This window comes from Lysobacter sp. GQ73 (assembly GCF_059758755.1).
This window is the reverse complement of record NZ_JCAXEE010000001.1, coordinates 472,428-494,750: the sequence shown is the minus strand read 5'-3', so window position 1 is coordinate 494,750 and position 22,323 is coordinate 472,428. Positions and strand designations below refer to the sequence as shown.

Here is a 22,323-nt window from a genome sequence, read left to right as displayed (position 1 = left end):
GATGCGAATCGGCCGCGAGCCCGGCGCCACCGCCCTGGCGCCGGTCCATGAAGACGGCGCCATTGCGCGTCCCCCGCGCCCGCGGCTGCGTTCGCAGCGCGGGCCCACCGACAGCGACTCGCGCCGCCCGTGACCGCAAGCCCCGATGCCCTGTCGATCCGGCTGCTCGCCTCGCTGTCGGAGGTCGCGCCGGCGCAGTGGGACGCGCTGCACGACGGTCGCAACCCGTTCGTCGCCCACGCCTTCCTGCACGGCCTGGAGCAGCACGGCTGCCTGCGCGAGGAATGGGGCTGGGCGCCGCACCACCTGAGCGTGTGGGACGGCGACGAACTGATCGCGGCGATGCCGGCCTACCTCAAGCAGAACTCGCACGGTGAGTTCGTGTTCGATCACGCCTGGGCCCATGCCTACGCCCAGCACGGCCGCGATTACTTCCCGAAATGGCTGGCCGCGGTGCCCTACTCGCCGGTGACCGGGCCGCGCCTGCTCGCGCGCGAGGCTGCGCACCGGCCGCTGTTGCTGTCGGCGATTGCGCAACTGTGCGAACGCCAGGGCTTGTCCTCGGTGCACGTGAATTTCCACGAAGCCGGCGAAGACGCCGCGTTCGAGCACGAGGCCTGCGGCGGCGACTGGCTGCAACGCATCGACGTGCAGTACCACTGGCGCAACGAGCCCGATGCGCAGGGCCGGCGCTGGCGGGACTTCGACCAGTTCCTGGCCGCGTTCGACCACAAGCACCGCAAGAACATCCGCCAGGAACGGGCCAAGGTCGCGCGCGCCGGAGTGAGCTTCCGCATCGTCGAAGGCGGCGATGCCCGCGACGCCGACCTGGCGACGATGCACCGCTTCTACCTGACCACCTTCGCCGAGTACGGCAACCACCCGGCGCTGACCCTGGATTTCCTGCGCCACCTGGCGCGGAGCATGCCGCGGTCGCTGGTGATCTTCCTGGCCGAACGCCAGGGCGAGCCGATCGCCGGGGCGCTGTGCCTGCGCGGCGGCGACACCTTGTACGGCCGCTACTGGGGCGCCGAGGCCGGCCTGCCCGGGCTCCATTTCGAAACCTGTTACTACCAGGGCATCGATTACTGCCTGCGCGAGGGTCTGACCCGGTTCGAGCCCGGCGCCCAGGGCGAGCACAAGCTCGCGCGCGGCTTCCTGCCGGCCTTCGTGCGCAGCCGCCACTGGATCGCCGACCCGGGCTTCCGCGGCGCCCTGCGGCCCTGGTGCCGCGACGAGGCGGCCTCGGTGCGCCAGTACGCGCGCACTCTGTCGCTGCACACCCCGTTCAAGGCGGTCGAGGCACAGACCGAGGCGCAAACTGGGGCGGCCGCCACCGAGCCGGGCCCATGAGCCAGCTGCCGATCCTGCTCTCGCCGGACCCCGACGCGCCGTTCCCGCCGCCCGAACGCGCCCTGCGCCAGCCCGAGGGCCTGCTCGCGATGGGCGGCGACCTGAGCCCGGGCCGGCTGCTCAACGCTTACCGCCACGGCGTGTTTCCGTGGCCATCGGAAGGCTATCCGCTGCTGTGGTGGTGCCCCGACCCGCGCACCGTGTTCCGCACCGACCGGGTGCGGCTGTCGTCGAAATTCCGCCGCGGCCTGCGCCGCTGCGGCTGGACGGTACGCGCCGACACCGCTTTCGCCGAAGTCGTCGCCGCCTGCGCGCAGGCGCCGCGCCCGCACCAGGACGGCACTTGGATCACCGAGGACATGCTCGCTGCCTACCGGCGCCTGCATGAGCTCGGCCACGCCCATTCGGTCGAGGTCTACGACGGCGAGCGCCTGGTCGGCGGCGTCTACGGGGTCGCGATCGGGCGCATGTTCTTCGGCGAGAGCATGTTCAGCGCCGCCTCCGGCGGCTCCAAGGTCGCCTTGGCGGCGTTGGCGCGGCACCTGCACGAATGGGGCTGGCCGCTGCTCGACGGCCAGGTCGAGAACCCGCACCTGCTCAGCCTCGGTGCCGAGTCGATGCCGCGCGAAGCGTTCCTGGCGCAGGTCGCGGCGCTGGCTGCACTGCCCGAAGCGGCCGGGCCCTGGACCGGGCGCTTCGGCGATTGGCCGGCCTCGCGCCTGGCGGAGCGCTAGCGCGGCCGTTGGCCGCCGCCCCGTCCCCCAACCGTCCCAGCCGACGGCGCGATTAACGGATTTTTGCTACCGGGCCGCTGGCGTGGCAGAATGTGCGGCTTCGCGGGCGCGCGACGCCCGCTTTTCGCGACTCCCTAGGAACCACATGGCAAAAGATGACGTGATCGAATTCGAGGGCACGGTGGCGGAAACTCTTCCGAACACCATGTTCCGCGTGCGTCTCGAAAACGGGCACGAGATCATTGCCCATATCTCGGGTCGCATGCGCAAGAACTACATTCGCATCCTGACCGGCGACAAGGTCAAGGTTGAAATGACGCCCTACGATCTCACCAAGGGTCGCATCACCTACCGCATGAAGTAATCGCGGTAAGTTATTGAAAAAAGGCGGCCTTGGTCGCCTTTTTCATGCCTGCGATTCGCCGGGGAGCGGGCCGGCCGCCACCGGCCGTGCGTACGCGCGCGCGCATCGTCCGGGCGAGCGCCCGCGGTTCGGCCGCGGGCCCCGCTCGGGCGGGCCGCACTCAGAACGGCGGCGCCGGGCAGCCGTAGCGCGCCAGGCATTGGGCGACCTTGTATTCGCAATAGCCCGAATCGCTGCCGACCTCGATGCACTTGTTGTAGGTGCGCCAGCAGGCGTCGCAGGGATCGGACGCGGTCGCGGTCAACGAGGCGGCGCTGGCGAACGCGAAGGCGGCCATCGCGGCCAGCGAAAAACGGGGCAGTTTCATGGGTGAACTCCTTTCCTTGGCGGGATGAAAACGACGGGTCCCGGCGCCGGCCTCGCGGGCATGGCTTCGCTGCCGCTGCGGCCGGCCTCGGGCAAACACGAACAGCGGACCGGCTATTCCAGCGGGCAGCCGGCCTGGATCAGGCAGCGGCTGAACTCGGATTCGCACTCGGCGTTGGGATCGAGCTGGCAGGCCTGGTAGGCGTTGCGGCACAACTGGCACGGCCCCGGCCAGATGCCGGCCGCGGCCCAGGCCGAAAAACCAAAGCCGAAAGCGGCGACCGCCGCGAGCGACAACTTGCGTAGCTTCATGTGGTGCTCCTTCCTTGAGTCGACGAAGACTCGTCGGCGCTCGCCGTCCCTGGGCGCGGCTGAGAATCCCCAACGGGTCCGGCGACCGGGCCGATGGCGGACGACGACGCGACGAGGCGCATGTATTGCAACCTGCCGATGACGCCTGACGACGCTAGCATCGCTCGCGCCGGTGGATCGAGCTGCACTGCGGCACCACGCACGATGGAGCTCACAGATCGCGACACGGTGCGGCGCGTCTTCTCCATGCACGATGCGCGAGGGCGATGAAACTTGCACGCAAGGCGAACACGGCGCCGCATCGCGGGCCGCGCGAAGGCCGCGTCGAGGCCTCATAAAAGATGCTGCGAACAGACCTGGATGCACGCAGCGGCGAAACGGGTTATGCCAAACGTCATGCCGTGACGAAGGTCACAGCGACTTCTTCCAGATTCGCATGCGGCGACGCGCGCCTAACGTGGCCTCGGCTCAATCCGAGCTCGCTCATTAGGACGCCCCCATGTTGCCGCTATCAAGGACCGCTCTGGCCACCCTGCTCTGTCTTTCCGCGACCGCCGCATTCGCGGATCCGATCGACGCCTGCGTCGATCTCGGCGCCGAGGCCCAGTTGTCGCGCGTCGGAGAGAAGGCCGTCCTGGTCAAGGATGCCGACAACTACTACCGCTTGAACGTACGCAAGGGCTGCTACGACCTGGGCTTCACGCCGAAGATCACGGTCAGCGCCGAGAAGACCAAGGGCCGGGTCTGCCCCAGCGGCACCCGGATCAAGACTCAGCGCGATTTCTGCGACATCGTATCGGTCGAGAAGATCGACGAGAGCGCCTACCAGGGCTATCGCCGCGCGCGATGAGAGAGACTCGGCGACGACCGGCCGACCGCCAAGCCGACAAGCGACCGACAACTGCGCAAACGAAAAGGCGGCCCGCAGGCCGCCTTTTCCATGCCCCGATCGCTGACGCGATCAGACCGTGACCGGCAACAGGCGCTCGGGTTCGGCATGAGCGTCGACGATCAGCTCGTCGTCGCGCACGTCGATGGTGACCCGGCCGCCGCCGACCAACTTGCCGAACAACAGCTCGTCGGCGAGCGGACGCTTGATCTTGTCCTGGATCACCCGCGCCATCGGACGCGCGCCCATCTGCGGGTCGAAACCGTGCTGGGCCAGCCAGTCGCGTGCGGTCGGCGTCGCGGTCAGGGTCACGTTCTTTTCGTGCAGCTGCGCCTCGAGTTCGATCAGGAACTTGTCGACCACGCGCAGGATGTGATCGAAGCCCAGCGCCTGGAACTGCACCACCGCGTCGAGGCGGTTGCGGAACTCCGGGGTGAAGCCCTTGCGGATCACTTCCATCGCATCGGTCGAGTGGTCCTGCTTGGTGAAGCCGATCGAACGCCGCGACGCCTGGGCCGCGCCGGCATTGGTCGTCATCACCAGCACCACGTTCTTGAAGTTGGCTTCGCGCCCGTTGGTGTCGGTGAGGGTGCCGCGGTCCATGACCTGCAACAGGATGTTGAAGATATCCGGATGGGCCTTTTCGACCTCGTCGAGCAGCAGCACGCAGTGCGGGGTCTTGACGATCTTCTCGGTCAGCAGGCCGCCCTGGTCGAACCCGACGTAGCCCGGAGGCGCGCCGATCAGGCGGCTGACCGAATGCGGCTCCATGTACTCGGACATGTCGAAGCGGACCAGCTCGATGCCGAGCTGCAGCGCGAGCTGCTTGGTGACCTCGGTCTTGCCGACGCCGGTCGGGCCGGCGAACAGGAAGTTGCCGATCGGCTTGTCCGGGTTGCCGAGCCCCGAGCGCGCCAGCTTGATCGCCGAGGCCAGGGTCTCGATCGCCGGGTCCTGGCCGAAGATCACCATCTTGAGGTTGCGTTCGAGGTTGCGCAGCACGTCCTTGTCGCTGGCCGAGACCTGCTTGGTCGGGATGCGCGCCATCTTGGCCACGATCATCTCGATTTCCTCGATGTCGATCAGCTGCTTGCGCACCTCCTCCGGCAGCAGGCGCTGGCGCGCGCCGGCCTCGTCGATGACGTCGATGGCCTTGTCCGGCAGCAGGCGGTCGCCGATGTGCTTGACCGACAGGTCGACCGCCGCCTGCAGCGCGTCGTCGGCGTAGGTCACGCCGTGGTGCGACTCGTACTTGGGCTTGAGCCCCTGCAGGATCTCGTAGGTCTCGCCGACGGTCGGCTCGACGATGTCGATCTTCTGGAAGCGCCGCGCCAGCGCGCGGTCCTTCTCGAAGATGCCGCGGTATTCCTGGAACGTGGTCGAGCCGATGCAGCGCAGCTCGCCCGAGGACAGGGCCGGCTTGATCAGGTTGCTGGCGTCCATGGTGCCGCCGCTGGCCGAACCGGCGCCGATGATGGTGTGGATCTCATCGACGAACAGGATCGCCTCGGGCTGCTTCTTGAGCTGGGCCAGCACCGCCTTCAGGCGCTTTTCGAAATCGCCGCGGTACTTGGTGCCGGCGACCAGGGCGCCGAGGTCGAGGGCGAAGATGGTGGCGTTGCGCAGCACCTCGGGCACATCGCCGTCGACGATGCGCTTGGCCAGGCCTTCGGCGATCGCGGTCTTGCCGACGCCGGCTTCGCCGACGTACAGCGGGTTGTTCTTGCGCCGGCGGCACAGCACCTGGATGGTGCGCTCGACCTCGTCGCCGCGGCCGACCAGCGGGTCGATCTTGCCCTCGCGGGCCAACTGGTTGAGGTTGCTGGCGAACTCGGCCAGGGCGTCGGACTTGCCTTCGCTCTCCGGGCCTTCGGCCGGCTTGGATTCGCTCTCCTCGTGCTGGCCGTGGCTGTCTTCGGCGTTGTGCTTGACGATGCCGTGCGACAGGTAATTGACCACGTCGAGGCGGGCCACGTCCTGCTGGTTGAGGAAGTAGACCGCGTGCGAATCCTTCTCGCCGAAGATGGCGACCAGCACGTTGGCGCCGGTGACCTCCTTCTTGCCGGAGGACTGCACGTGATAGACAGCGCGCTGTAGCACACGCTGGAAACCCAAAGTGGGCTGGGTATCGCGGTCGACGTCGTCGGGCAGCACCTGGACCGAGGTCGCGATGGCCTGTTCCAGGTCGCTGCGCAGGCGTGCGAAGTCGGCGTTGGTCGCCTTGAGGACGGCCTCGGCGGAGGGGTTGTCGAGTAGTGCGAGCAGCAGATGTTCGACCGTCATGTACTCGTGGCGCGCCTCGCGGGCGCGCTTGTAGCACTGGCCGATGCTGTATTCGAGATCCTTGCTGAACATGGGGCGGAGCCTCCAGAACGTATGCACGCTACGTGGGGGCGCTCGCCGGCTTTTCCATGCCCCGCCCCAGCGGGTGCGACAACTACCTTTTAGGCCTTTTCCATCGTGCACAGCAAGGGGTGCTGGTGAAGTCTTGAAAATTCGTTCACCTGGGCGACCTTGGACTCGGCGACCTCGCGTGTGAAGACGCCGCAAACGCCGCGCCCGCGGGTATGGACGTGGAGCATGATCTGGGTGGCTTTTTCGACGTTCATCGGGAAAAAGCGCATCAGGACCTCGACCACGAAGTCCATCGGGGTGTAATCGTCGTTTAGCAGGAGTACGGAATACAGCGGCGGCCGCGCGACTTCGGGCTTGCCGGCTTCCACCAATACGCCATGACTGTGTTCTTGTTCGGTCTGTTTTGCCATTGCGCGATTATAAACCCCTGCCCCGTCCCGCCGTGGATGCCGCCGCCGTACGACATGGACGCATGCCCGGCCGCATTGCAAAATGCCGCAGCGCCGCCATCTTGGTCGGAGCCGCCGGTCAAGGTTGCGTCGGCGCCGCGAAATTCAAGGACCCACATGCGTCTGCCCCGTTACCTGCCTGCCCTGCTGTTCTCGCTGCTGCCCGTCCTGGCGACGGCCGCGCCGGCCGCGAAGGCGGACGCCGCCTCGCTCGAGGCCGCACCCGCTGCCGCCCCGGCCAAGGCCGCCGCCAAGACCGCCGACCCGCGCATCGGCAAGCAGCTCGACGCCCTGGGCTACAAGTACGAGGTCGACAAGGACGGCGACTACACCCTCACCTTCGGCCTCGACGAGGACCGCAGTCAGATGGCCTACGTGATCTCGCACACCGAGCGCTACGGCAAGCTGCAGGTCCGCGAGGTCTGGTCGCCGGGCTACCGCGCCACCGAAAAGGACTTTCCGGCCGAAGTCGCCAACCGCCTGCTCGAGGACAGCCAGCTCAGCAAGATGGGCGGCTGGGTCAAACAGGACTCGGTGGCGGTGTTCGTGGTCAAGCTGGACGCCGACGCGAGCCAGGAAGACCTCGACGATGCGATCGACTATGTGGTCCGCGCCGCCGACGAGATGGAGTCGCAACTCACCCCCGGCCAGGACGAATTCTGACGTGAGCTACCGCGAAGGCCGTTTCTGGCAACCCGACGTCACCGTCGCCACCGTCGTGGTCGACGGCGGCCGCCTGCTGATGGTCGAGGAATCGGTCGGCGGGCGGCTGGTGATCAACCAGCCCGCCGGGCACCTGGAGCCGGACGAGAGCCTGGTCGACGCGGCCCTGCGCGAGACCCGCGAGGAGACCGGCTGGGACGTGCGCCTGACCGCCTTCGTCGGCGCCTACCAGTGGAAGGCGCCGCAGCAGCAGGACGGCGCCGGCGGCCGCCATTACCTGCGCTTCGCCTTCGCCGCCGAACCGGTCCGCCACGACCCGGGCCGGCGCCTCGACGAGGGCATCGTCCAGGCCCTGTGGATGAGCCCGGCCGAACTGCAGGCGCGCTCGCCCGAGCACCGCAGTCCGCTGGTCTGGCGCGTGGTCGCCGACTACCTCGGTGGACGCCGCCATTCGCTGGATCTGCTGCAGCAAATGGTCTCGCCCGACCCGGTCTGATCCTCATGGCCGTATCGGTACGCACCATCGTGGGCATGTCGGGCGGGGTCGACTCCTCGGTCGCCGCCCTGCGCCTGCGCGACGCCGGCGAGCCGGTCGCCGGCCTCTTCATGCAGAACTGGGCCGACGACGGCAGCGGCGACTGCCGCGCCGAGGACGACCGCCGCGACGCGGTCGCGGTATCCGGCCGGCTCGGCCTGCCGATCCATTTCCGCGATTTCTCCGGCGAGTACTGGGCCGGGGTGTTCGAGCACTTCCTCGCCGAGTACGCCGCCGGACGCACCCCGAACCCGGACGTGCTGTGCAACCGCGAGATCAAGTTCAAGCACTTCCTCGACGCCGCGCGCGAGCTCGGCGCGGAGTTCATCGCCACCGGTCATTACGCCCGGGTCGATCGGGCCGGTAACGAGTTCCGCCTGCTGCGCGCGCTCGACCGCAGCAAGGACCAGAGCTATTTCCTGCACCAGTTGGGCCAGGCGCAGCTGTCGGCGACGCGTTTCCCGCTCGGCGACCTGCTCAAGCGCGACGTGCGCGAGATGGCGCGCGCGGCGCAACTGCCGACCGCGGCCAAGAAGGATTCGACCGGCATCTGCTTCATCGGCGAACGCGATTTCCGCGAATTCCTCTCGCGCTACCTGCCGGCGCGCGAAGGCGAGATCCGCACCCCGGCCGGCCAGGTCGTCGGCCGCCATCCGGGCGTGTTCTATTTCACCCTCGGCCAGCGCGAAGGTCTCAACATCGGCGGCGTGCGCGGCTTCGAGCCGGCGCCGTGGTACGTGGTCGGCAAGGACGTCGCGTCCAATGTGCTGTACGTCGACCAGGGCAGCGACAGCCCCTGGCTGCATTCGCAGACCCTGTGGTCGGAAACCGCCCACTGGATCGCCGGCCGCCCGCCGGCCGCGCGCTTCGTCTGCAGCGCCCAAACCCGCTACCGCCAGCCCGACCAGGACTGCGAGGTCTCGGTGCGCGAGGACGGCAGCCTGGAAGTCCGTTTCGCCCAATCCCAGCGCGCGGTCACGCCCGGCCAGTCGCTGGTGCTGTACGACGGCGAGGTCTGCCTAGGCGGCGCGGTGATCGCCGCGACCGATGCGCCCGACTGCGCCGTTCCCCTGCCCCCCAAGGAATCCCTTACGTAATGGCCGATATCTCCGAACGCGTACTCGCACTCGCCGGCCTGGCCCAGGCCTTGGGCCAGGTGCGGCGCATCGCCGACACCGGCCAGGCCAACGCCGCGGTGCTAGACACCGCCCTGGACTCGGTGTTCCGCATCGACGCCTCGTCCCCGGCCGCGGTCTACGGCGGCCTGGCCAACCTGCGCCCGGGCCTGGTGCTGCTGCAGGACTATTTCGTCAACCGCGCCAACGACGAGCACCTGCCGCGGCTGGCCCTGGCCGTGCTGCAGTTGGAGCGCCGTTTCGTCCGCGACGCCGCCATGACCGAAAAGGTCCTGCGCGGCATCCACGCCCAGGCCGCCGCCGCCGGCCGTATGGGCAGCAGCCATCCGGACGTCATCGCCGCCCTCGGCAGCCTGTACGCCGAGACCCTGAGCCACCTGCGCCCGCGGGTGCTGGTCCAGGGCAACCCGCATTACCTCGGCCAGCCCGGCGTCGTCGCCGAAGTCCGCGCCGCCCTGCTCGCCGCGGTGCGCTCGGCGGTGCTCTGGCGCCAGCTCGGCGGCAGCTATTGGGATTTCCTGCTGCACCGCCGCGGCATGGTCGATGCGATCGAGGCGCGCCTGGGCTAGAGCAGTCGTATTGAGGCGCAACCTGCTCGTGTATGCGCCCCTCCTGCCCCTTGGCGCGGCTAGCTTGCGGCGAAACCCGCCCCTGTAGGAGCGGCGTGAGCCGCGACCTCGTTCCGGTCGCCGCGTCGTCCGGGTCGGCGCGTCGCTTCGCCGGTCGCGGCTTGCGCCGCTCCTACCCAGGCACAGGCGATGCTCGCGGATGCGTCGCGTGCGGTTCGACCGGGCCGACCGCGCCCAACAAAAAACCCCGGCCTGAGCCGGGGTTTTTCGTTTCTAGGTTTAACGCCGGCCGATCAGGCCGCGGCCACCGTGTCGGCGACCGTCTTGTAGTCTTCGATCTGATCGAAGTTCATGTAGCGGTAGATCTTGTCGCCGTCGGCCTTGAGCACGCCGACGTCCGCCATGTATTCCTCGCGGGTCGGGATGCGGCCCAGGCGCGAGCAGATCGCCGCCAGTTCCGCCGAGCCGAGGTACACGTTGGTGTTGCGGCCGAGGCGGTTCGGGAAGTTGCGGGTGCTGGTCGAGAACACGGTCGCGCCTTCGCGGGCCTGCGCCTGGTTGCCCATGCACAGCGAGCAGCCCGGCATTTCCATGCGCGCGCCGGCGGTGCCGAAGGTGCCGTAATGGCCTTCCTTGGTCAGCTCGGACGCGTCCATCTTGGTCGGCGGCGCGACCCACAGGCGGGTCGGGATGTCGCGCTTGCCTTCGAGCAGCTTCGCCGCCGCGCGGAAGTGACCGATGTTGGTCATGCACGAGCCGATGAAGACCTCGTCGATGACCGCGCCGGCCACGTCCGACAGCGTCTTGACGTCGTCGGGGTCGTTCGGGCAGGCCACGATCGGCTCGACGATCTGGTTGAGGTCGATCTCGATCACCGCGGCGTAGTCGGCATCGGCGTCGCCTTCCAGCAGCTGCGGGTTGGCCAGCCAGCCTTCCATCGCCTTGATCCGGCGCGCGAGCGAGCGCGGGTCGGCGTAGCCCTCGGCGATCATCCACTTCAGCAAGGTGATGTTGCTGGTGAGGTACTCGATGATGGGTTCCTTGTCGAGCTTGACCGTGCAGCCGGCGGCCGAACGTTCGGCCGAGGCGTCGGACAGTTCGAACGCCTGTTCGACCTTCAGGTGCGGCAGCCCTTCGATCTCGAGGATGCGGCCGGAAAAGATGTTCTTCTTGCCCTGCTTGGCGACGGTCAGCAGGCCGGACTTGATCGCGGCCAGCGGAATCGCGTTGACCAGGTCGCGCAGGGTCACGCCGGGCTGCATTTCGCCCTTGAAACGCACCAGCACCGACTCGGGCATGTCCAGCGGCATGACGCCGGTGGCCGCGGCGAACGCGACCAGGCCGGAGCCGGCCGGGAACGAGATGCCGACCGGGAAGCGGGTGTGCGAGTCGCCGCCGGTGCCGACGGTGTCGGGCATCAGCATGCGGTTGAGCCAGCTGTGGATCACGCCGTCGCCAGGGCGTAGCGAGATGCCGCCGCGGTTGGAGATGAACTCCGGCAGGGTGTGGTGGGTCTTGACGTCGACCGGCTTCGGATAGGCGGCGGTGTGGCAGAACGACTGCATCACCAGGTCGGCCGAGAAGCCCAGGCAGGCCAGGTCCTTGAGCTCGTCGCGGGTCATCGGGCCGGTGGTGTCCTGCGAACCCACCGAGGTCATCTTCGGCTCGCAGTAGGTGCCCGGGCGCACGCCCTGGCCTTCCGGCAGACCGCAGGCGCGGCCGACCATCTTCTGCGCCAGCGAATAGCCCTTGCCGGTGTCGGCCGGGTTCTGCGGCAGGCGGAACAGGGTCGAGGCCGGCAGGCCCAGCGCTTCGCGCGCCTTGGCGGTCAGGCCGCGGCCGACGATCAGCGGGATGCGGCCGCCGGCGCGCACTTCGTCGAGGAGCACGTCGGACTTGAGCGAGAACTCGGCGATGACCCGACCGTCCTTGATCGCTTTGCCGTCGTAGGGACGCAGTTCGACCACGTCGCCCATGTTCATCTGCGACACGTCGAGTTCGATCGGCAGCGCGCCGGCGTCTTCCATGGTGTTGTAGAAGATCGGCGCGATCTTCGAACCCAGGCACACGCCGCCGAAGCGCTTGTTCGGAATGAAGGGAATGTCTTCGCCGGTGAACCACAGCACCGAATTGGTGGCCGACTTGCGGCTGGAACCGGTGCCGACCACGTCGCCGACGTAGGCGACCAGGTGGCCCTTGTCCTTGAGCGATTCGATGAAGGCGATCGGGCCGCGCTTGCCGTCTTCCTCGGGCACGATGCCGTCGCGGGCGTTCTTCAGCATCGCCAGGGCGTGCAACGGGATGTCCGGGCGGGTGGTCGCGTCGGGCGCCGGCGACAGGTCGTCGGTGTTGGTCTCGCCGGTCACCTTGAACACGGTGACGGTCAGGCTTTCCGGCACTTCCGGACGGCTGGTGAACCACTCCGCGTCGGCCCAGCTTTGCAGCACCGACTTGGCGTTGGCGTTGCCGGCCTCGGCCTTGTCCTGGACGTCGTGGAAGGCGTCGAACATCAGCAGGGTCTTCTTCAGCGCCTCGGCGGCGATGCTGCCGACCTGGGCGTCGTCGAGCAGCTCGACCAGCGGATGGATGTTGTAGCCGCCCAGCATAGTGCCGAGCAGTTCGGTCGCGCGTTCGCGGCTGATCAGGGCATTGTGCTCGGTGCCGAAGGCGACCGCGGCGAGATACGAAGCCTTGACCTTGGCGGCGTCGTCGACGCCGGCCGGCACGCGCTGGGTGATCAGATCGAGCAGGAACGTCTCCTCGCCCGCCGGCGGCGCTTTCAGCAGCTCGATGACCTCGGCGGTCTGCTGGGCGGTCAGGGGCAGCGGCGGAATGCCCAGCGCGGCGCGCTCGGCAACGTGTTGGCGATAGCTGGAGAGCATGGAGAGTCCCGTCGGAATGAAGCGGTAAAGACGTGGCACCGGCTGCGCGGTCCGCCGCCGCGACAGGCGCGTGCGGACTTACGTGGCGAGTGCGGGGTGGCGAGGGGCGGCGGCTTGCTGGAAGCAAGGCCGCCGGCGCCCGCGAAGGGCACGGCCTCGACCGCGTATTTTGCCTTCAAAGGGCTTTCGCGGCAAACGCGGCCACTACGCCGGCGCCTGCCGCGCAAGGCTTTGCGCGATCCGTCCGTACGCTTGCGGCGGAACGCTGTCGCGCGCTTGCGACCATTGTCTGCACGTTTCCTGAACCCGATAAAGGGATAATCGACGCCATCGCCAGCCACCGCGCCCGTTCCCCCGGCGCGCCAGCAGCATCCAAGGAGCTCCACCGACATGCCCGACTCCTATTCCACCCGCCGCACCCTGTCCGTCAACGGCCGCGACTACACCTACTTCAGCCTGCCGGCCCTGGGCGAGCGCTACGACATCAGCCGCCTGCCCTACTCGATGAAGATCCTGCTCGAGAACCTGCTGCGCCACGAGGACGGCGGCGCTACGGTCGGCAAGGACCATATCGAGGCAGTCGCGCAATGGGACGCCAGCCGCGAGCCGGACACCGAGATCGCCTTCATGCCCGCTCGCGTGGTCCTGCAGGATTTCACCGGCGTGCCCTGTGTGGTCGACCTGGCGGCGATGCGCGACGCGGTCGGCCGGCTGGGCGGCAACGCCCGCCAGATCAATCCGCTGATCCCGTCCGAACTGGTCATCGACCACTCGGTCCAGGTCGACGTGTTCGGCAGCCCCGAGGCGCTGGACCTGAACGGCAAGATCGAATTCCAGCGCAACATGGAGCGCTACAGCTTCCTGCGTTGGGGCCAGAAGTCGTTCGAGAACTTCAAGGTGGTGCCGCCGAACACCGGCATCGTCCACCAGGTCAACCTGGAGAACCTGGCCCGCGTGGTCATGGGCCGCGAGGTCCAGGGCCTGGACGGCAGCAGCGAGCTGCAGGCCTTCCCCGACACCGTGTTCGGCACCGACAGCCACACCACGATGATCAACGGCATCGGCGTGCTCGGCTGGGGCGTCGGCGGCATCGAGGCCGAGGCGGCGATGCTCGGCCAGCCCTCGTCGATGCTGATCCCGCAGGTGGTCGGTTTCAAGCTCGTCGGCCAGCTGCCGGAAGGCGCGACCGCGACCGACCTGGTCCTGACCGTCACCCAGATGCTGCGCAAGCACGGCGTGGTCGGCAAGTTCGTCGAGTTCTTCGGCGATGGCCTGCAGCACCTGCCGCTGGCCGACCGCGCGACCATCGCCAACATGGCCCCCGAGTACGGCGCGACCTGCGGCATCTTCCCGATCGACGCCGAGGCGGTGACCTATCTGCGCCTGTCGGGCCGGTCCGAGGAACAGATCGCCCTGGTCGAGGCCTATGCCAAGGCCCAGGGCCTGTGGCACGAACCCGGCCAGCCCCATGCCACCTATTCGGCCACGCTCGAACTCGACCTCGGCGACGTGCGCCCCTCGATGGCCGGTCCGAAGCGTCCGCAGGACCGGGTGCTGCTCGAAAACGTCCACACCAATTTCAGCGAGAACCTCGGCCCGCTGATCGCCAACCGCAAGGCCAGGGTCGGCTGCGCCGTCGAGGAGCTCAAGGGCGAAGGCGGCGCCCAGCCGCAGGCCGAGCATCTCGCCGCCAAGCCGGTGTCGAAGATCCGCATCCAGGACCAGGACGCTGAGCTGTGCGACGGCTCGGTGGTGATCGCCGCGATCACCTCCTGCACCAACACCTCGAATCCGGCGGTGATGCTCGGCGCCGGCCTGCTCGCGCGCAACGCCGCGCGCGTGGGCCTGAAATCCAAGCCCTGGGTCAAGACCTCGCTCGGCCCGGGCTCGCTGGTGGTCACCGATTACCTGCGCAAGGCCGGCGTGCTCGCCGACCTGGAGAAGCTCGGCTTCTACGTGGTCGGCTACGGCTGCACCACCTGCATCGGCAACTCCGGCCCGTTGCCGGACGAAGTCTCCAGGGGCATCGCCGAGAACGAACTGGTGGTCGCCTCGGTGCTGTCGGGCAACCGCAACTTCGAAGGCCGCGTGCATCCGGAAGTGAAAGCCAACTACCTGGCCTCGCCGCCGCTGGTGGTGGCCTACGCGATCGCCGGCACGGTCAACATCGACCTGACCAAGGAGCCGATCGGCAAGGGCGCCGACGGCCAGGACGTGTACCTGCGCGACATCTGGCCGAGCAACAAGGAAATCGGCGACATGATCGCCGCCACCGTCGGCCCGGAGCTGTTCGCGCAGAACTACGCCGACGTGTTCAAGGGCGACACGCGCTGGAACCAGATCGCCTCGCCCGACGGCGAGTCGTTCCAGTGGGACGAAAGCTCGACCTACATCAAGAACCCGCCCTACTTCGACGGCATGACCATGCAGGTCGGCGGCATCGACGACGTCCACGGCGCGCGGGTGATGGGCCTGTTCGGCGACTCGATCACCACCGACCACATCTCGCCGGCCGGCAACATCAAGAAGGACTCGCCGGCGGGCCGCTTCCTGGTCTCGCGCGGCGTGCAGCCGGCCGACTTCAACAGCTACGGCTCGCGCCGCGGCAACGACGATGTGATGGTGCGCGGCACTTTCGCCAACATCCGCATCAAGAACCTGATGTTCGGCGGCGAGGAAGGCGGCAACACCCTGTACTACGGCCCTGGCGGCGCCGCCCCGGAAAAGCTCGCCATTTACGACGCGGCGATGAAGTACAAGGCCGACGGCGTGCCGCTGGTGGTGTTCGCCGGCAAGGAATACGGCACCGGCTCCTCGCGCGACTGGGCCGCCAAGGGCACCAACCTGCTCGGGGTCAAGGCGGTGATCGCCGAAAGCTTCGAACGCATCCATCGCTCCAATCTGGTCGGCATGGGCGTGCTGCCGTTGCAGTTCCAGGACGGCGAGAACGCGCAGAGCCACGGTCTGGACGGCTCGGAAGTGATCGATGTGATCGGTCTGAACGACGGCGCCGCCAAGACCGCGACCGTGGTGGCGAAAAAGGCCGACGGCAGCGAGCAGCGCTTCGAGGTCAAAGTGTTGCTGCTGACGCCGAAGGAAGTCGAGTACTTCCGCCACGGCGGCATCCTGCACTACGTGCTGCGCCAACTCGCCGCACGCAAGGCGGCCTGAGCCGTTCCCGACCGAGCGGAAGACCTGCCGGTGGCCCTGGCCACCGGCCTTCGGAGCGACACGCGCCGGTGGCGCGTAAGCGTCGCTCCTCAGCCACCACGGCGGCATCCTGCACTACGTGCTGCGCCAACTCGCCGCACGCAAGGCGGCCTGAGCCGTTCCCGACCGAGCGGAAGACCCGCCGGTGGCCCTGGCCACCGGCCTTCGGAGCGACACGCGCCGGTGGCGCGTAAGCGTCGCTCCTCAGCCACCACGGCGGCATCCTGCACTACGTGCTGCGCCAACTCGCCGCACGCAAGGCGGCCTGAGCCGTTCCCGACCGAGCGGAAGACCCGCCGGTGGCCCTGGCCACCGGCCTTCGAAGCGACACGCGCCGGTGGCGCGTAAGCGTCGCTCCTCAGCCACCACGGCGGCATCCTGCACTACGTGCTGCGCCAACTCGCCGCACGCAAGGCGGCCTGAGCCGTTCCCGACCGAGCGGAAGACCCGCCGGTGGCCCTGGCCACCGGCCTTCGAAGCGACACGCGCCGGTGGCGCGTAAGCGTCGCTCCTCAGCCACCACGGCGGCATCCTGCACTACGTGCTGCGCCAACTCGCCGCACGCAAGGCGGCCTGAGCCGTTCCCGACCGAGCGGAAGACCCGCCGGTGGCTCTGGCCGCCGGCGACAACGGTTTCCGCCCGCCGGCGCCATAAATTTAAGAGCGGCCACGGCCGCTCCAGTCGTCTCAGGAAGACAGGGCGACTCGGCCGGGCCTCGCCCGGCGCCACGCGTTCGCGGCTACAGCTTCGCGGTCCAGCGCGCCGAGGTCATGCGCCAGTCGCCGTCCTGCTCGCGCCAGCCGGTCTCCACCTCGTACACGCGCGCCGCCTCGGGCAGGGGCTGGCCGGAGCCGCCGGTCAAGGCCGCGGTGAAGCGTACGGTCGCGTGCTCGGGCCCCATGGCGACGTCGAGCGGGCCGATCGTCACCCCGAGCTGCCGGTAGCGCAGGAAGCTGCCGACCGCGAGCCGGCGGGCGCCTTCTCGGTCCAGGCCTTCGGGGCCGACGAAATCGTCGGCCAGCCATTCCTGCAGGGCCGGCGCGTCGCGCTGCTCGATCGCCGCCTGCAATTGCGCGACCGACTCACGCAGGCGCTGCTCCGGCGGGTCGCGGCCGCAGGCCGTCGCCAGCACGGCCAGCACCACGCCCAGCGCGAACCGGCGCCACGGCGTTCCAGGGCCTGGGGTCCGCCGCAGCTCGTTCCTGTGGTCGCGGCGGTTCGCATTGTTCACCGGAAGCCTCCCTGTATCGCAGTCCCAGCCGGCCGCAGCGGCGGCCGCTTCGCACGCCTTTCGCACGACCGTTCGCGCGCCCGGCCACCCGTCCGGAGCGCCATCGTGACAGGTCCGCGCGGCCGCGGACACTGCCCGCACCGCCGTCGGCGGCGTCGCCTTGCCAGTCAGTAGAGCCTATGCTCCAATCGAGAAAATACCGTACGGCAGCGCACACAGCGGGCCGCCGGCCAGAATCGACGAGCGATTAAAGAGGGGATCGCGATGAGTTTCGAACGACCGTGGCTTGCTCAATATCCTGAAGGCGTGCCGGCGCAGATCAACGTGGACGAGTTTCCGTCCATCGTGTCGGTGCTGGAAAACGCCATCGAAAATTATCGCGACCGTCCCGCCTTCTCCAATTTCGGCAAGGTATTGACCTACGGCGACATCGACCGGCTCAGCGCGCAGTTCGCCGCGTATCTGCTCGGCGAGCTCAAGCTCAAGAAGGGCGATCGCGTGGCGATCATGATGCCCAACTGCCTGCAATACCCGATCGCGACCTTCGGCGTGTTGCGCGCCGGCATGACCGTGGTCAACACCAATCCGATGTACACCGCGCGCGAGCTCAAGCACCAGCTCGACGATTCCGGCGCGTCGGTGATCTTCGTGCTCGACAACTTCGGCAAGACCGTGCAGGACGTGGTCGGCCAGACCCAGGTCAAGCAGGTCATCACCACCGGCCTGGGCGACATGATCGGCGGGCTCAAGGGCTCGGTGATGAATTTCGTGCTGAAGTACGTCAAGAAGATGGTGCCGGACTACGACATCCCCGGCGCGGTGCGTTTCCGCGACACCCTCACCCTCGGCCAGATGCACAAGCTGCCGGAGATCGAGATCTCGCCGGACGACATCGCCTTCCTGCAGTACACCGGCGGCACCACCGGCGTGGCCAAGGGCGCGATGCTGACCCATCGCAACCTGGTCGCGAACATGCAGCAGGCCGCGGCCTGGGTCGGCACCAACGCCAAGCCCGGTCACGAGATCATCATCACCGCGCTGCCGCTGTACCACATCTTCGCTTTGACCGCGAACGGACTGGTCTTCATGAAGTTCGGCGGCCTCAACCACATGATCACCAACCCGCGCGACATGCCGGCCTTCGTCAAGGAATTGAAGAAGACGCCGTTCACCGCGATCACCGGCGTCAACACTCTGTTCAACGGTCTGCTCAACACCCCGGGTTTCGACGAGGTCGATTTCTCCCACCTGCACCTGACCCTCGGCGGCGGCATGGCGGTGCAGCGCGCGGTCGCCGAACGCTGGAAGCAGGTCACCGGCATCACCCTGGTCGAAGCCTACGGCCTCACCGAAACCTCGCCGGCGGCCTGCATCAACCCGATGGATCTGCCCGAATACAACGGCTCGATCGGCCTGCCGATCTCCTCGACCGACGCCTGCGTCAAGGACGAGAACAACAATCTCCTCGGCGTCGGCGAAGTCGGCGAGCTGTGCATCAAGGGCCCGCAGGTCATGAAGGGCTACTGGCACCGCCCCGAGGAAACCGCCAACGTCATCGACGACGACGGCTGGCTGCACACCGGCGACATGGCGCGCATGGACGAGAAGGGATTCTTCTACATCGTCGACCGCAAGAAGGACATGATCCTGGTGTCGGGCTTCAACGTGTACCCCAACGAGATCGAGGACGTGATCGCGATGATGCCGGGCGTGCTCGAAGTGGCCGCGGTCGGCGTGCCCGACGAGAAGTCCGGCGAAGCGGTCAAGGTGGTGATCGTCAAAAAGGACCCGGCGCTGACCGCCGAGGACGTCAAGGCGCATGCCCGGATCAACCTGACCGGCTACAAGCACCCCAGGTTCGTCGAGTTCCGCACCGAGCTGCCCAAGACCAACGTCGGCAAGATCCTGCGCCGGGAACTGCGCGACGCGCCGAAGTAAGCGCCGCGACATATCGCCGGCGCCGCGGGCGCCGGCCTTCGCTAAGCCCCTCTGCCGAGGGGCTTTTTCGTGCCCGGACGCCGCGCCGGAATGTGCCTGGAATGAATGCGCCAGGAGGCAGGCAGAACCTTGTCTGAACGATGCCTGGGCGAGGTGTAGCATCGAAACGCGGGTAATCCCGGCCCGCCACCCGTCCTTCAGGAGTCCGCCATGTCCATGTCCGCCCGTCTGCCAATCGCGAACGTTCCCGCCCTATTCCGTCATGTCGCCGACCCGGCCAGCGGCACCGACTGGGGTTATATGCACGCCCAGCCCGCCAACCACGTCCATGGACAGGACGCGCCCTACTCGCCCTGCTTCTCCGAGCACCTGCTCGACGACATGAAACGGGTGCAGGAACGGATCCGCCGCGAGCTGGCTTCCGATTGCGATCCGCGCGCCGGCATCCGCCATTTCGTCCTCGCCTCCGACGCCGACGTGTTCAACCTCGGCGGCGACCTGGCGCTGTTCTCGCGCATGATCCGCAGCGGTAACCGCCAGCGCCTGCTCGAGTACGCGCGCCTGTGCATCGAGGTCGCGTTCAATCTGTATCAGCTGCACGAAGACCGGGTCCACAGCATCGCGGTGATCCAGGGCGATGCGCTCGGCGGCGGTTTCGAAGCCGCGCTGTGCTGCCACACCATCATCGCCGAGGCCGGCACCGGCATGGGCTTCCCGGAGGTGCTGTTCGACCTGTTCCCGGGTATGGGCGCTTATACCTTCCTGACCCGTCGCGTCACCGCGGTCCAGGCCGAACGGATGATGCTCAACGCCCGCGTCTACCCGGTCGAGGAACTGCTGCGCATGGGCGTCGTCGACCAGGTCGTGCCGCGCGGTTACGGCCTGCAGGCCGCGTCCGAGCTGATCAAGCGCAACCAGCGTATGGGCAACGCGCTGCGGGCGATGAACACGGTCCGCCAGGCCTGCCGTCCGGTCAGCCTGGACGAGCTGTTGTCGGTGACCACCGAATGGGTCGATGCGGCGATGCGCCTCAACGACCGCGGGCTCAAGACCATGGAACGCCTGGTGCGTGCGCAGCAGCGCCGGGCCGGAGCGGTAACGCCGGCGCTGGCGCTGGCCTGATGTCTTGCAGGGGGGAGCCTGCCACGCGCCTCGCGTGGCAGGAGGCTGTCAAGAAACGTCGGGGACGTCCTTGCCGCGGTTGCCGCGACTGAGGCGCGCGACTTCCTGCCGGCTGACGTCGGCCACCGCCGACAACTGCGCCGCGAGATCCACCACGAGTTTCGGACACTCGCGAACCAGCACTTCGTCGCTTGCGCGCATCACCTGCGAGCAGCGCTCGGCGATCGAGTGTGCGCCGAGATTTTCCGCCACGCCCTTGTAGGCATGGGCGACCTCGCGGAGCTCGTCCCAACGCGCCACCGCCGCAGCGGCCTCCAGGTCGCTTTGGCAGGACTGCGCGTCCTTGAGGCACTGCTCGACGAAATCGCGCAGGAACTGGTCGCCCAACCCCATTTCGGCCAGCTCGGCCAGCACCGCCGGGTTGGTCAGCGGACGGCTGACGTCGCTGATCGCGCGCACCGCCGGCATGCGTTGCGAATCGACCACGTCGGCGATGGTCTCGAGCAGACGGCCGACCACGATCGGCTTGGTCAAGAACGCCATCGCGCCGGCTTCGCTGGCCGCTTCGGAGGCCTGCAAGGTAGCGTCGGCGCTGAGGATGATGGTCGGGGTGCGGCGGCCGTTGCCGGCCTGCATGAAACGCAGTTGCCGGATCACGTCCAGGCCGCTGAGCCCGGGCATGTGCATGTCGAGCACGGCGAGGTCGAACTGGCCGAGTTCGAGCTGGTCCAGGGCCTGTTCGCCGTCGTTGGCGCCCTGCACGCGGTGGCCGGCGCGCTCCAGGATCCGGGTCAGCACGGTGCGGTTGGCCGACTGGTCGTCGGCGATCAGCACCCGCAGGCTGCGCACCCGGGTCTTGTGGCGCAGGAACGGGTCTTCGAACGAAATGATCTTGCCGCTGCCCTGCTGGGCGTCGGGCGCGGCCGGGGCCGCCTCTTCCAGCCGCAGCGGCAGCTCGACCCAGAAATGGCTGCCGCCGCCGGGATTGGCCTCCAGGCCGATCTCGCCGCCGAGCAACTGGGTCAGGGTCTTGGCGATGGTGGTGCCCAGGCCGGTGCCGCCGAAGCGGCGGGTCGGGCCGTTGTCGACCTGCTCGAAGGCCTGGAAGATCCGGTCGACGTCCTGGCTGGCCACGCCGATGCCGGTGTCGCGCACCGAGAAGCGCAGGCGCACCTGGCGCTCGACCCCGGGCGCGCCCGGGCCGGTGCCGCCGCCGACCAGACGCGCGACCAGCGACACCCCGCCCTTCTCGGTGAACTTGATCGCGTTGTGCAGCAGGTTCAACAGCACCTGGGTCAGCAATGCGCTGTCGCCGTTGAGGCGCACCGGCACGTCCTGCTCGATGTCGACCTTGAGCGTCAGCCCCTTCGCGGCGGCCAGCGGTTGCAGCATCTTCTGCAGCCGCTTCATCACTTCCTGCAGGTTGAAGTCGATGTCGCGGCGCTGCAGCTTGCCGGCCTCGATCGCCGAGATGTCCAGCACGTCGTTGACCAGCAGCAACAGCGACTGGGCCGAGGCGTGGATGACGTCGGCGTATTCGCGCTGCTCCGGCGCCAGGCGGGTGCCGTGCATCAGCTCGGCCATGCCGATGATGCCGTTGAGCGGCGTGCGCAGTTCGTGGCTCATGTTGGCCAGGAACCGGCTCTTGGCCTCGTTGGCGCGGCGCGCGTCCTCGGTCGCCTTCTGCAGGCTGCGCAGCAGCGAGGACAGGTAGGCCGGGATCGCCACCAGGCCCAGCCACAGACCGGTCGACAGATACGGTTGGTCGCGCCAGTAATCGTTCTTCAGCACCACCGCCAGGAACGAGGCGCCGGCCAGCGAGGCGGCGGTGTACAGGTAGGTGGTGCCGTAGCGCAGGCCGTTGCCGATGGTCACCCACAGCACGATCACGTACAGCGGCGCCAGCGAGGGCGCGTCCAGCGACATCAGCATCGCCAGGGTCGAATAGTCGGCGAGCATGCCGATCCAGCGGCGCAGGTGCGAGACCCCGGGCCAGCGCACGATCGCCGCCATCAGGCCCAGGCCGACCACCGACTCGGCCGACATCACCCACAGCATGGTCTGGGTGGCCACGCTGGCCTGGTCGAAGGCCTGCAGGCCCAGCAGGTAGGCGACGATCAGGCAGGCGATGACCAACCGCACCAGCGCCTGCCCGTGCTCGCTGTCCGGGCGGTTCGAGAGGCGCTCCTTGACCACGCGCAGGATGGAAGCCAT

At 68.1% G+C, this 22,323-nt stretch carries 18 protein-coding genes; 11 read left to right on the top strand and 7 right to left on the bottom strand.

From position 1 onward, the window contains the following. The first annotated feature begins 150 nt into the window (after positions 1-150). From AC6CH2_RS02005 to infA, 3 genes are all read left to right on the top strand, one after another. Positions 151-1,353: a GNAT family N-acetyltransferase gene (locus AC6CH2_RS02005; RefSeq protein ID WP_498268194.1), complete on the top strand. Its 1,203-nt coding sequence runs from the start codon at positions 151-153 to the stop codon at positions 1,351-1,353. After that, on the top strand, positions 1,350-2,087 hold the full coding sequence (gene aat / locus AC6CH2_RS02000; protein WP_498267698.1) for a leucyl/phenylalanyl-tRNA--protein transferase: 738 nt from the start codon (positions 1,350-1,352) through the stop codon (positions 2,085-2,087). The genes AC6CH2_RS02005 and aat overlap by 4 nt, the downstream gene beginning before the upstream one ends. Before the next feature lie 145 nt (positions 2,088-2,232). Further along, positions 2,233-2,451, top strand: a complete 219-nt coding sequence (gene infA / locus AC6CH2_RS01995) for a translation initiation factor IF-1 (protein ID WP_031372296.1) — start codon at positions 2,233-2,235, stop codon at positions 2,449-2,451. Between the two features lie 160 nt (positions 2,452-2,611). On the opposite strand, the gene AC6CH2_RS01990 is transcribed toward infA, so the two are convergent. Then, positions 2,612-2,818 carry a hypothetical protein gene (locus tag AC6CH2_RS01990; protein WP_435393693.1) on the bottom strand — a complete coding sequence of 69 codons (207 nt, stop codon included), beginning with the start codon at positions 2,816-2,818 and terminating at the stop codon, positions 2,612-2,614. A gap of 113 nt (positions 2,819-2,931) precedes the next feature. Then, positions 2,932-3,129 (bottom strand): hypothetical protein, encoded by a 198-nt coding sequence (locus AC6CH2_RS01985; protein WP_498267697.1) that lies wholly within the window; start codon positions 3,127-3,129, stop codon positions 2,932-2,934. A gap of 499 nt (positions 3,130-3,628) precedes the next feature. Between AC6CH2_RS01985 and AC6CH2_RS01980 the strand changes: the two genes are divergently transcribed. Then, positions 3,629-3,979 (top strand): DUF6491 family protein, encoded by a 351-nt coding sequence (locus AC6CH2_RS01980; RefSeq protein ID WP_435393691.1) that lies wholly within the window; start codon positions 3,629-3,631, stop codon positions 3,977-3,979. Between the two features lie 111 nt (positions 3,980-4,090). Here the strand turns inward: AC6CH2_RS01980 and clpA are convergent, their stop codons facing one another. Together clpA and clpS are read right to left on the bottom strand one after the other, a co-directional pair. Beyond that, positions 4,091-6,373, bottom strand: a complete 2,283-nt coding sequence (gene clpA, locus AC6CH2_RS01975; protein ID WP_498267696.1) for an ATP-dependent Clp protease ATP-binding subunit ClpA — start codon at positions 6,371-6,373, stop codon at positions 4,091-4,093. An 89-nt stretch (positions 6,374-6,462) separates the two neighbouring features. Then, entirely contained in the window at positions 6,463-6,783 is a 321-nt protein-coding gene (clpS, locus tag AC6CH2_RS01970; protein ID WP_435393689.1) for an ATP-dependent Clp protease adapter ClpS, read from the bottom strand. 156 nt (positions 6,784-6,939) lie between these two features. On the opposite strand from clpS, the gene AC6CH2_RS01965 reads away from it, so the two are divergent. The 4 genes from AC6CH2_RS01965 to hflD are packed head-to-tail and all read left to right on the top strand — an operon-like array spanning position 6,940 to position 9,725. Beyond that, positions 6,940-7,485: a hypothetical protein gene (locus AC6CH2_RS01965; protein ID WP_498267695.1), complete on the top strand. Its 546-nt coding sequence runs from the start codon at positions 6,940-6,942 to the stop codon at positions 7,483-7,485. Position 7,486: 1 nt separating this feature from the next. Then, the gene (locus tag AC6CH2_RS01960) at positions 7,487-7,981 is read left to right on the top strand and encodes an NUDIX hydrolase (RefSeq protein WP_498267694.1); all 495 of its coding nucleotides are present in this window, start codon (positions 7,487-7,489) and stop codon (positions 7,979-7,981) included. A 5-nt stretch (positions 7,982-7,986) separates the two neighbouring features. Next, positions 7,987-9,117 (top strand): tRNA 2-thiouridine(34) synthase MnmA, encoded by a 1,131-nt coding sequence (gene mnmA, locus AC6CH2_RS01955; RefSeq protein ID WP_498267693.1) that lies wholly within the window; start codon positions 7,987-7,989, stop codon positions 9,115-9,117. Then, entirely contained in the window at positions 9,117-9,725 is a 609-nt protein-coding gene (hflD, locus tag AC6CH2_RS01950) for a high frequency lysogenization protein HflD (RefSeq protein WP_498267692.1), read from the top strand. Before mnmA ends, hflD begins: the two co-directional genes overlap by 1 nt. 293 nt (positions 9,726-10,018) lie before the next feature. On the opposite strand, the gene acnB is transcribed toward hflD, so the two are convergent. Next, positions 10,019-12,607 (bottom strand): bifunctional aconitate hydratase 2/2-methylisocitrate dehydratase, encoded by a 2,589-nt coding sequence (acnB, locus tag AC6CH2_RS01945; RefSeq protein ID WP_498267691.1) that lies wholly within the window; start codon positions 12,605-12,607, stop codon positions 10,019-10,021. 390 nt (positions 12,608-12,997) lie between these two features. Here acnB and acnA point away from each other — a divergent pair, with 390 nt between their 5' ends. Continuing rightward, the gene (gene acnA / locus AC6CH2_RS01940) at positions 12,998-15,778 is read left to right on the top strand and encodes an aconitate hydratase AcnA (RefSeq protein ID WP_498267690.1); all 2,781 of its coding nucleotides are present in this window, start codon (positions 12,998-13,000) and stop codon (positions 15,776-15,778) included. A gap of 779 nt (positions 15,779-16,557) precedes the next feature. On the opposite strand, the gene AC6CH2_RS01935 is transcribed toward acnA, so the two are convergent. After that, entirely contained in the window at positions 16,558-17,049 is a 492-nt protein-coding gene (locus tag AC6CH2_RS01935) for a nuclear transport factor 2 family protein (protein WP_498267689.1), read from the bottom strand. Positions 17,050-17,313: 264 nt separating this feature from the next. Between AC6CH2_RS01935 and AC6CH2_RS01930 the strand changes: the two genes are divergently transcribed. Next, positions 17,314-18,987 carry a long-chain fatty acid--CoA ligase gene (locus AC6CH2_RS01930; protein WP_498267688.1) on the top strand — a complete coding sequence of 558 codons (1,674 nt, stop codon included), beginning with the start codon at positions 17,314-17,316 and terminating at the stop codon, positions 18,985-18,987. 216 nt (positions 18,988-19,203) lie between these two features. Then, a complete protein-coding gene (locus AC6CH2_RS01925; RefSeq protein WP_498268193.1) occupies positions 19,204-20,109 on the top strand; it encodes a crotonase/enoyl-CoA hydratase family protein in 906 nt (301 codons plus the stop codon). 48 nt (positions 20,110-20,157) lie between these two features. On the opposite strand, the gene AC6CH2_RS01920 is transcribed toward AC6CH2_RS01925, so the two are convergent. After that, on the bottom strand, positions 20,158-22,323 hold the full coding sequence (locus tag AC6CH2_RS01920) for a response regulator (RefSeq protein ID WP_498267687.1): 2,166 nt from the start codon (positions 22,321-22,323) through the stop codon (positions 20,158-20,160).

Excerpts from the sequence above, each read along its gene's own strand:
- aat (WP_498267698.1), top strand. The coding sequence starts at position 1,350 with ATGAGCCAGCTGCCGATCCTGCTCTCGCCGGACCCCGACGCGCCGTTC.
- infA (WP_031372296.1), top strand. The coding sequence starts at position 2,233 with ATGGCAAAAGATGACGTGATCGAATTCGAGGGCACGGTGGCGGAAACT.
- AC6CH2_RS01990 (WP_435393693.1), bottom strand. The coding sequence starts at position 2,818 with ATGAAACTGCCCCGTTTTTCGCTGGCCGCGATGGCCGCCTTCGCGTTC.
- AC6CH2_RS01985 (WP_498267697.1), bottom strand. The coding sequence starts at position 3,129 with ATGAAGCTACGCAAGTTGTCGCTCGCGGCGGTCGCCGCTTTCGGCTTT.
- AC6CH2_RS01980 (WP_435393691.1), top strand. The coding sequence starts at position 3,629 with ATGTTGCCGCTATCAAGGACCGCTCTGGCCACCCTGCTCTGTCTTTCC.
- clpA (WP_498267696.1), bottom strand. The coding sequence starts at position 6,373 with ATGTTCAGCAAGGATCTCGAATACAGCATCGGCCAGTGCTACAAGCGC.
- clpS (WP_435393689.1), bottom strand. The coding sequence starts at position 6,783 with ATGGCAAAACAGACCGAACAAGAACACAGTCATGGCGTATTGGTGGAA.
- AC6CH2_RS01965 (WP_498267695.1), top strand. The coding sequence starts at position 6,940 with ATGCGTCTGCCCCGTTACCTGCCTGCCCTGCTGTTCTCGCTGCTGCCC.
- mnmA (WP_498267693.1), top strand. The coding sequence starts at position 7,987 with ATGGCCGTATCGGTACGCACCATCGTGGGCATGTCGGGCGGGGTCGAC.
- hflD (WP_498267692.1), top strand. The coding sequence starts at position 9,117 with ATGGCCGATATCTCCGAACGCGTACTCGCACTCGCCGGCCTGGCCCAG.
- acnB (WP_498267691.1), bottom strand. The coding sequence starts at position 12,607 with ATGCTCTCCAGCTATCGCCAACACGTTGCCGAGCGCGCCGCGCTGGGC.
- acnA (WP_498267690.1), top strand. The coding sequence starts at position 12,998 with ATGCCCGACTCCTATTCCACCCGCCGCACCCTGTCCGTCAACGGCCGC.
- AC6CH2_RS01930 (WP_498267688.1), top strand. The coding sequence starts at position 17,314 with ATGAGTTTCGAACGACCGTGGCTTGCTCAATATCCTGAAGGCGTGCCG.
- AC6CH2_RS01925 (WP_498268193.1), top strand. The coding sequence starts at position 19,204 with ATGTCCGCCCGTCTGCCAATCGCGAACGTTCCCGCCCTATTCCGTCAT.
- AC6CH2_RS01920 (WP_498267687.1), bottom strand. The coding sequence starts at position 22,323 with ATGGCTTCCATCCTGCGCGTGGTCAAGGAGCGCCTCTCGAACCGCCCG.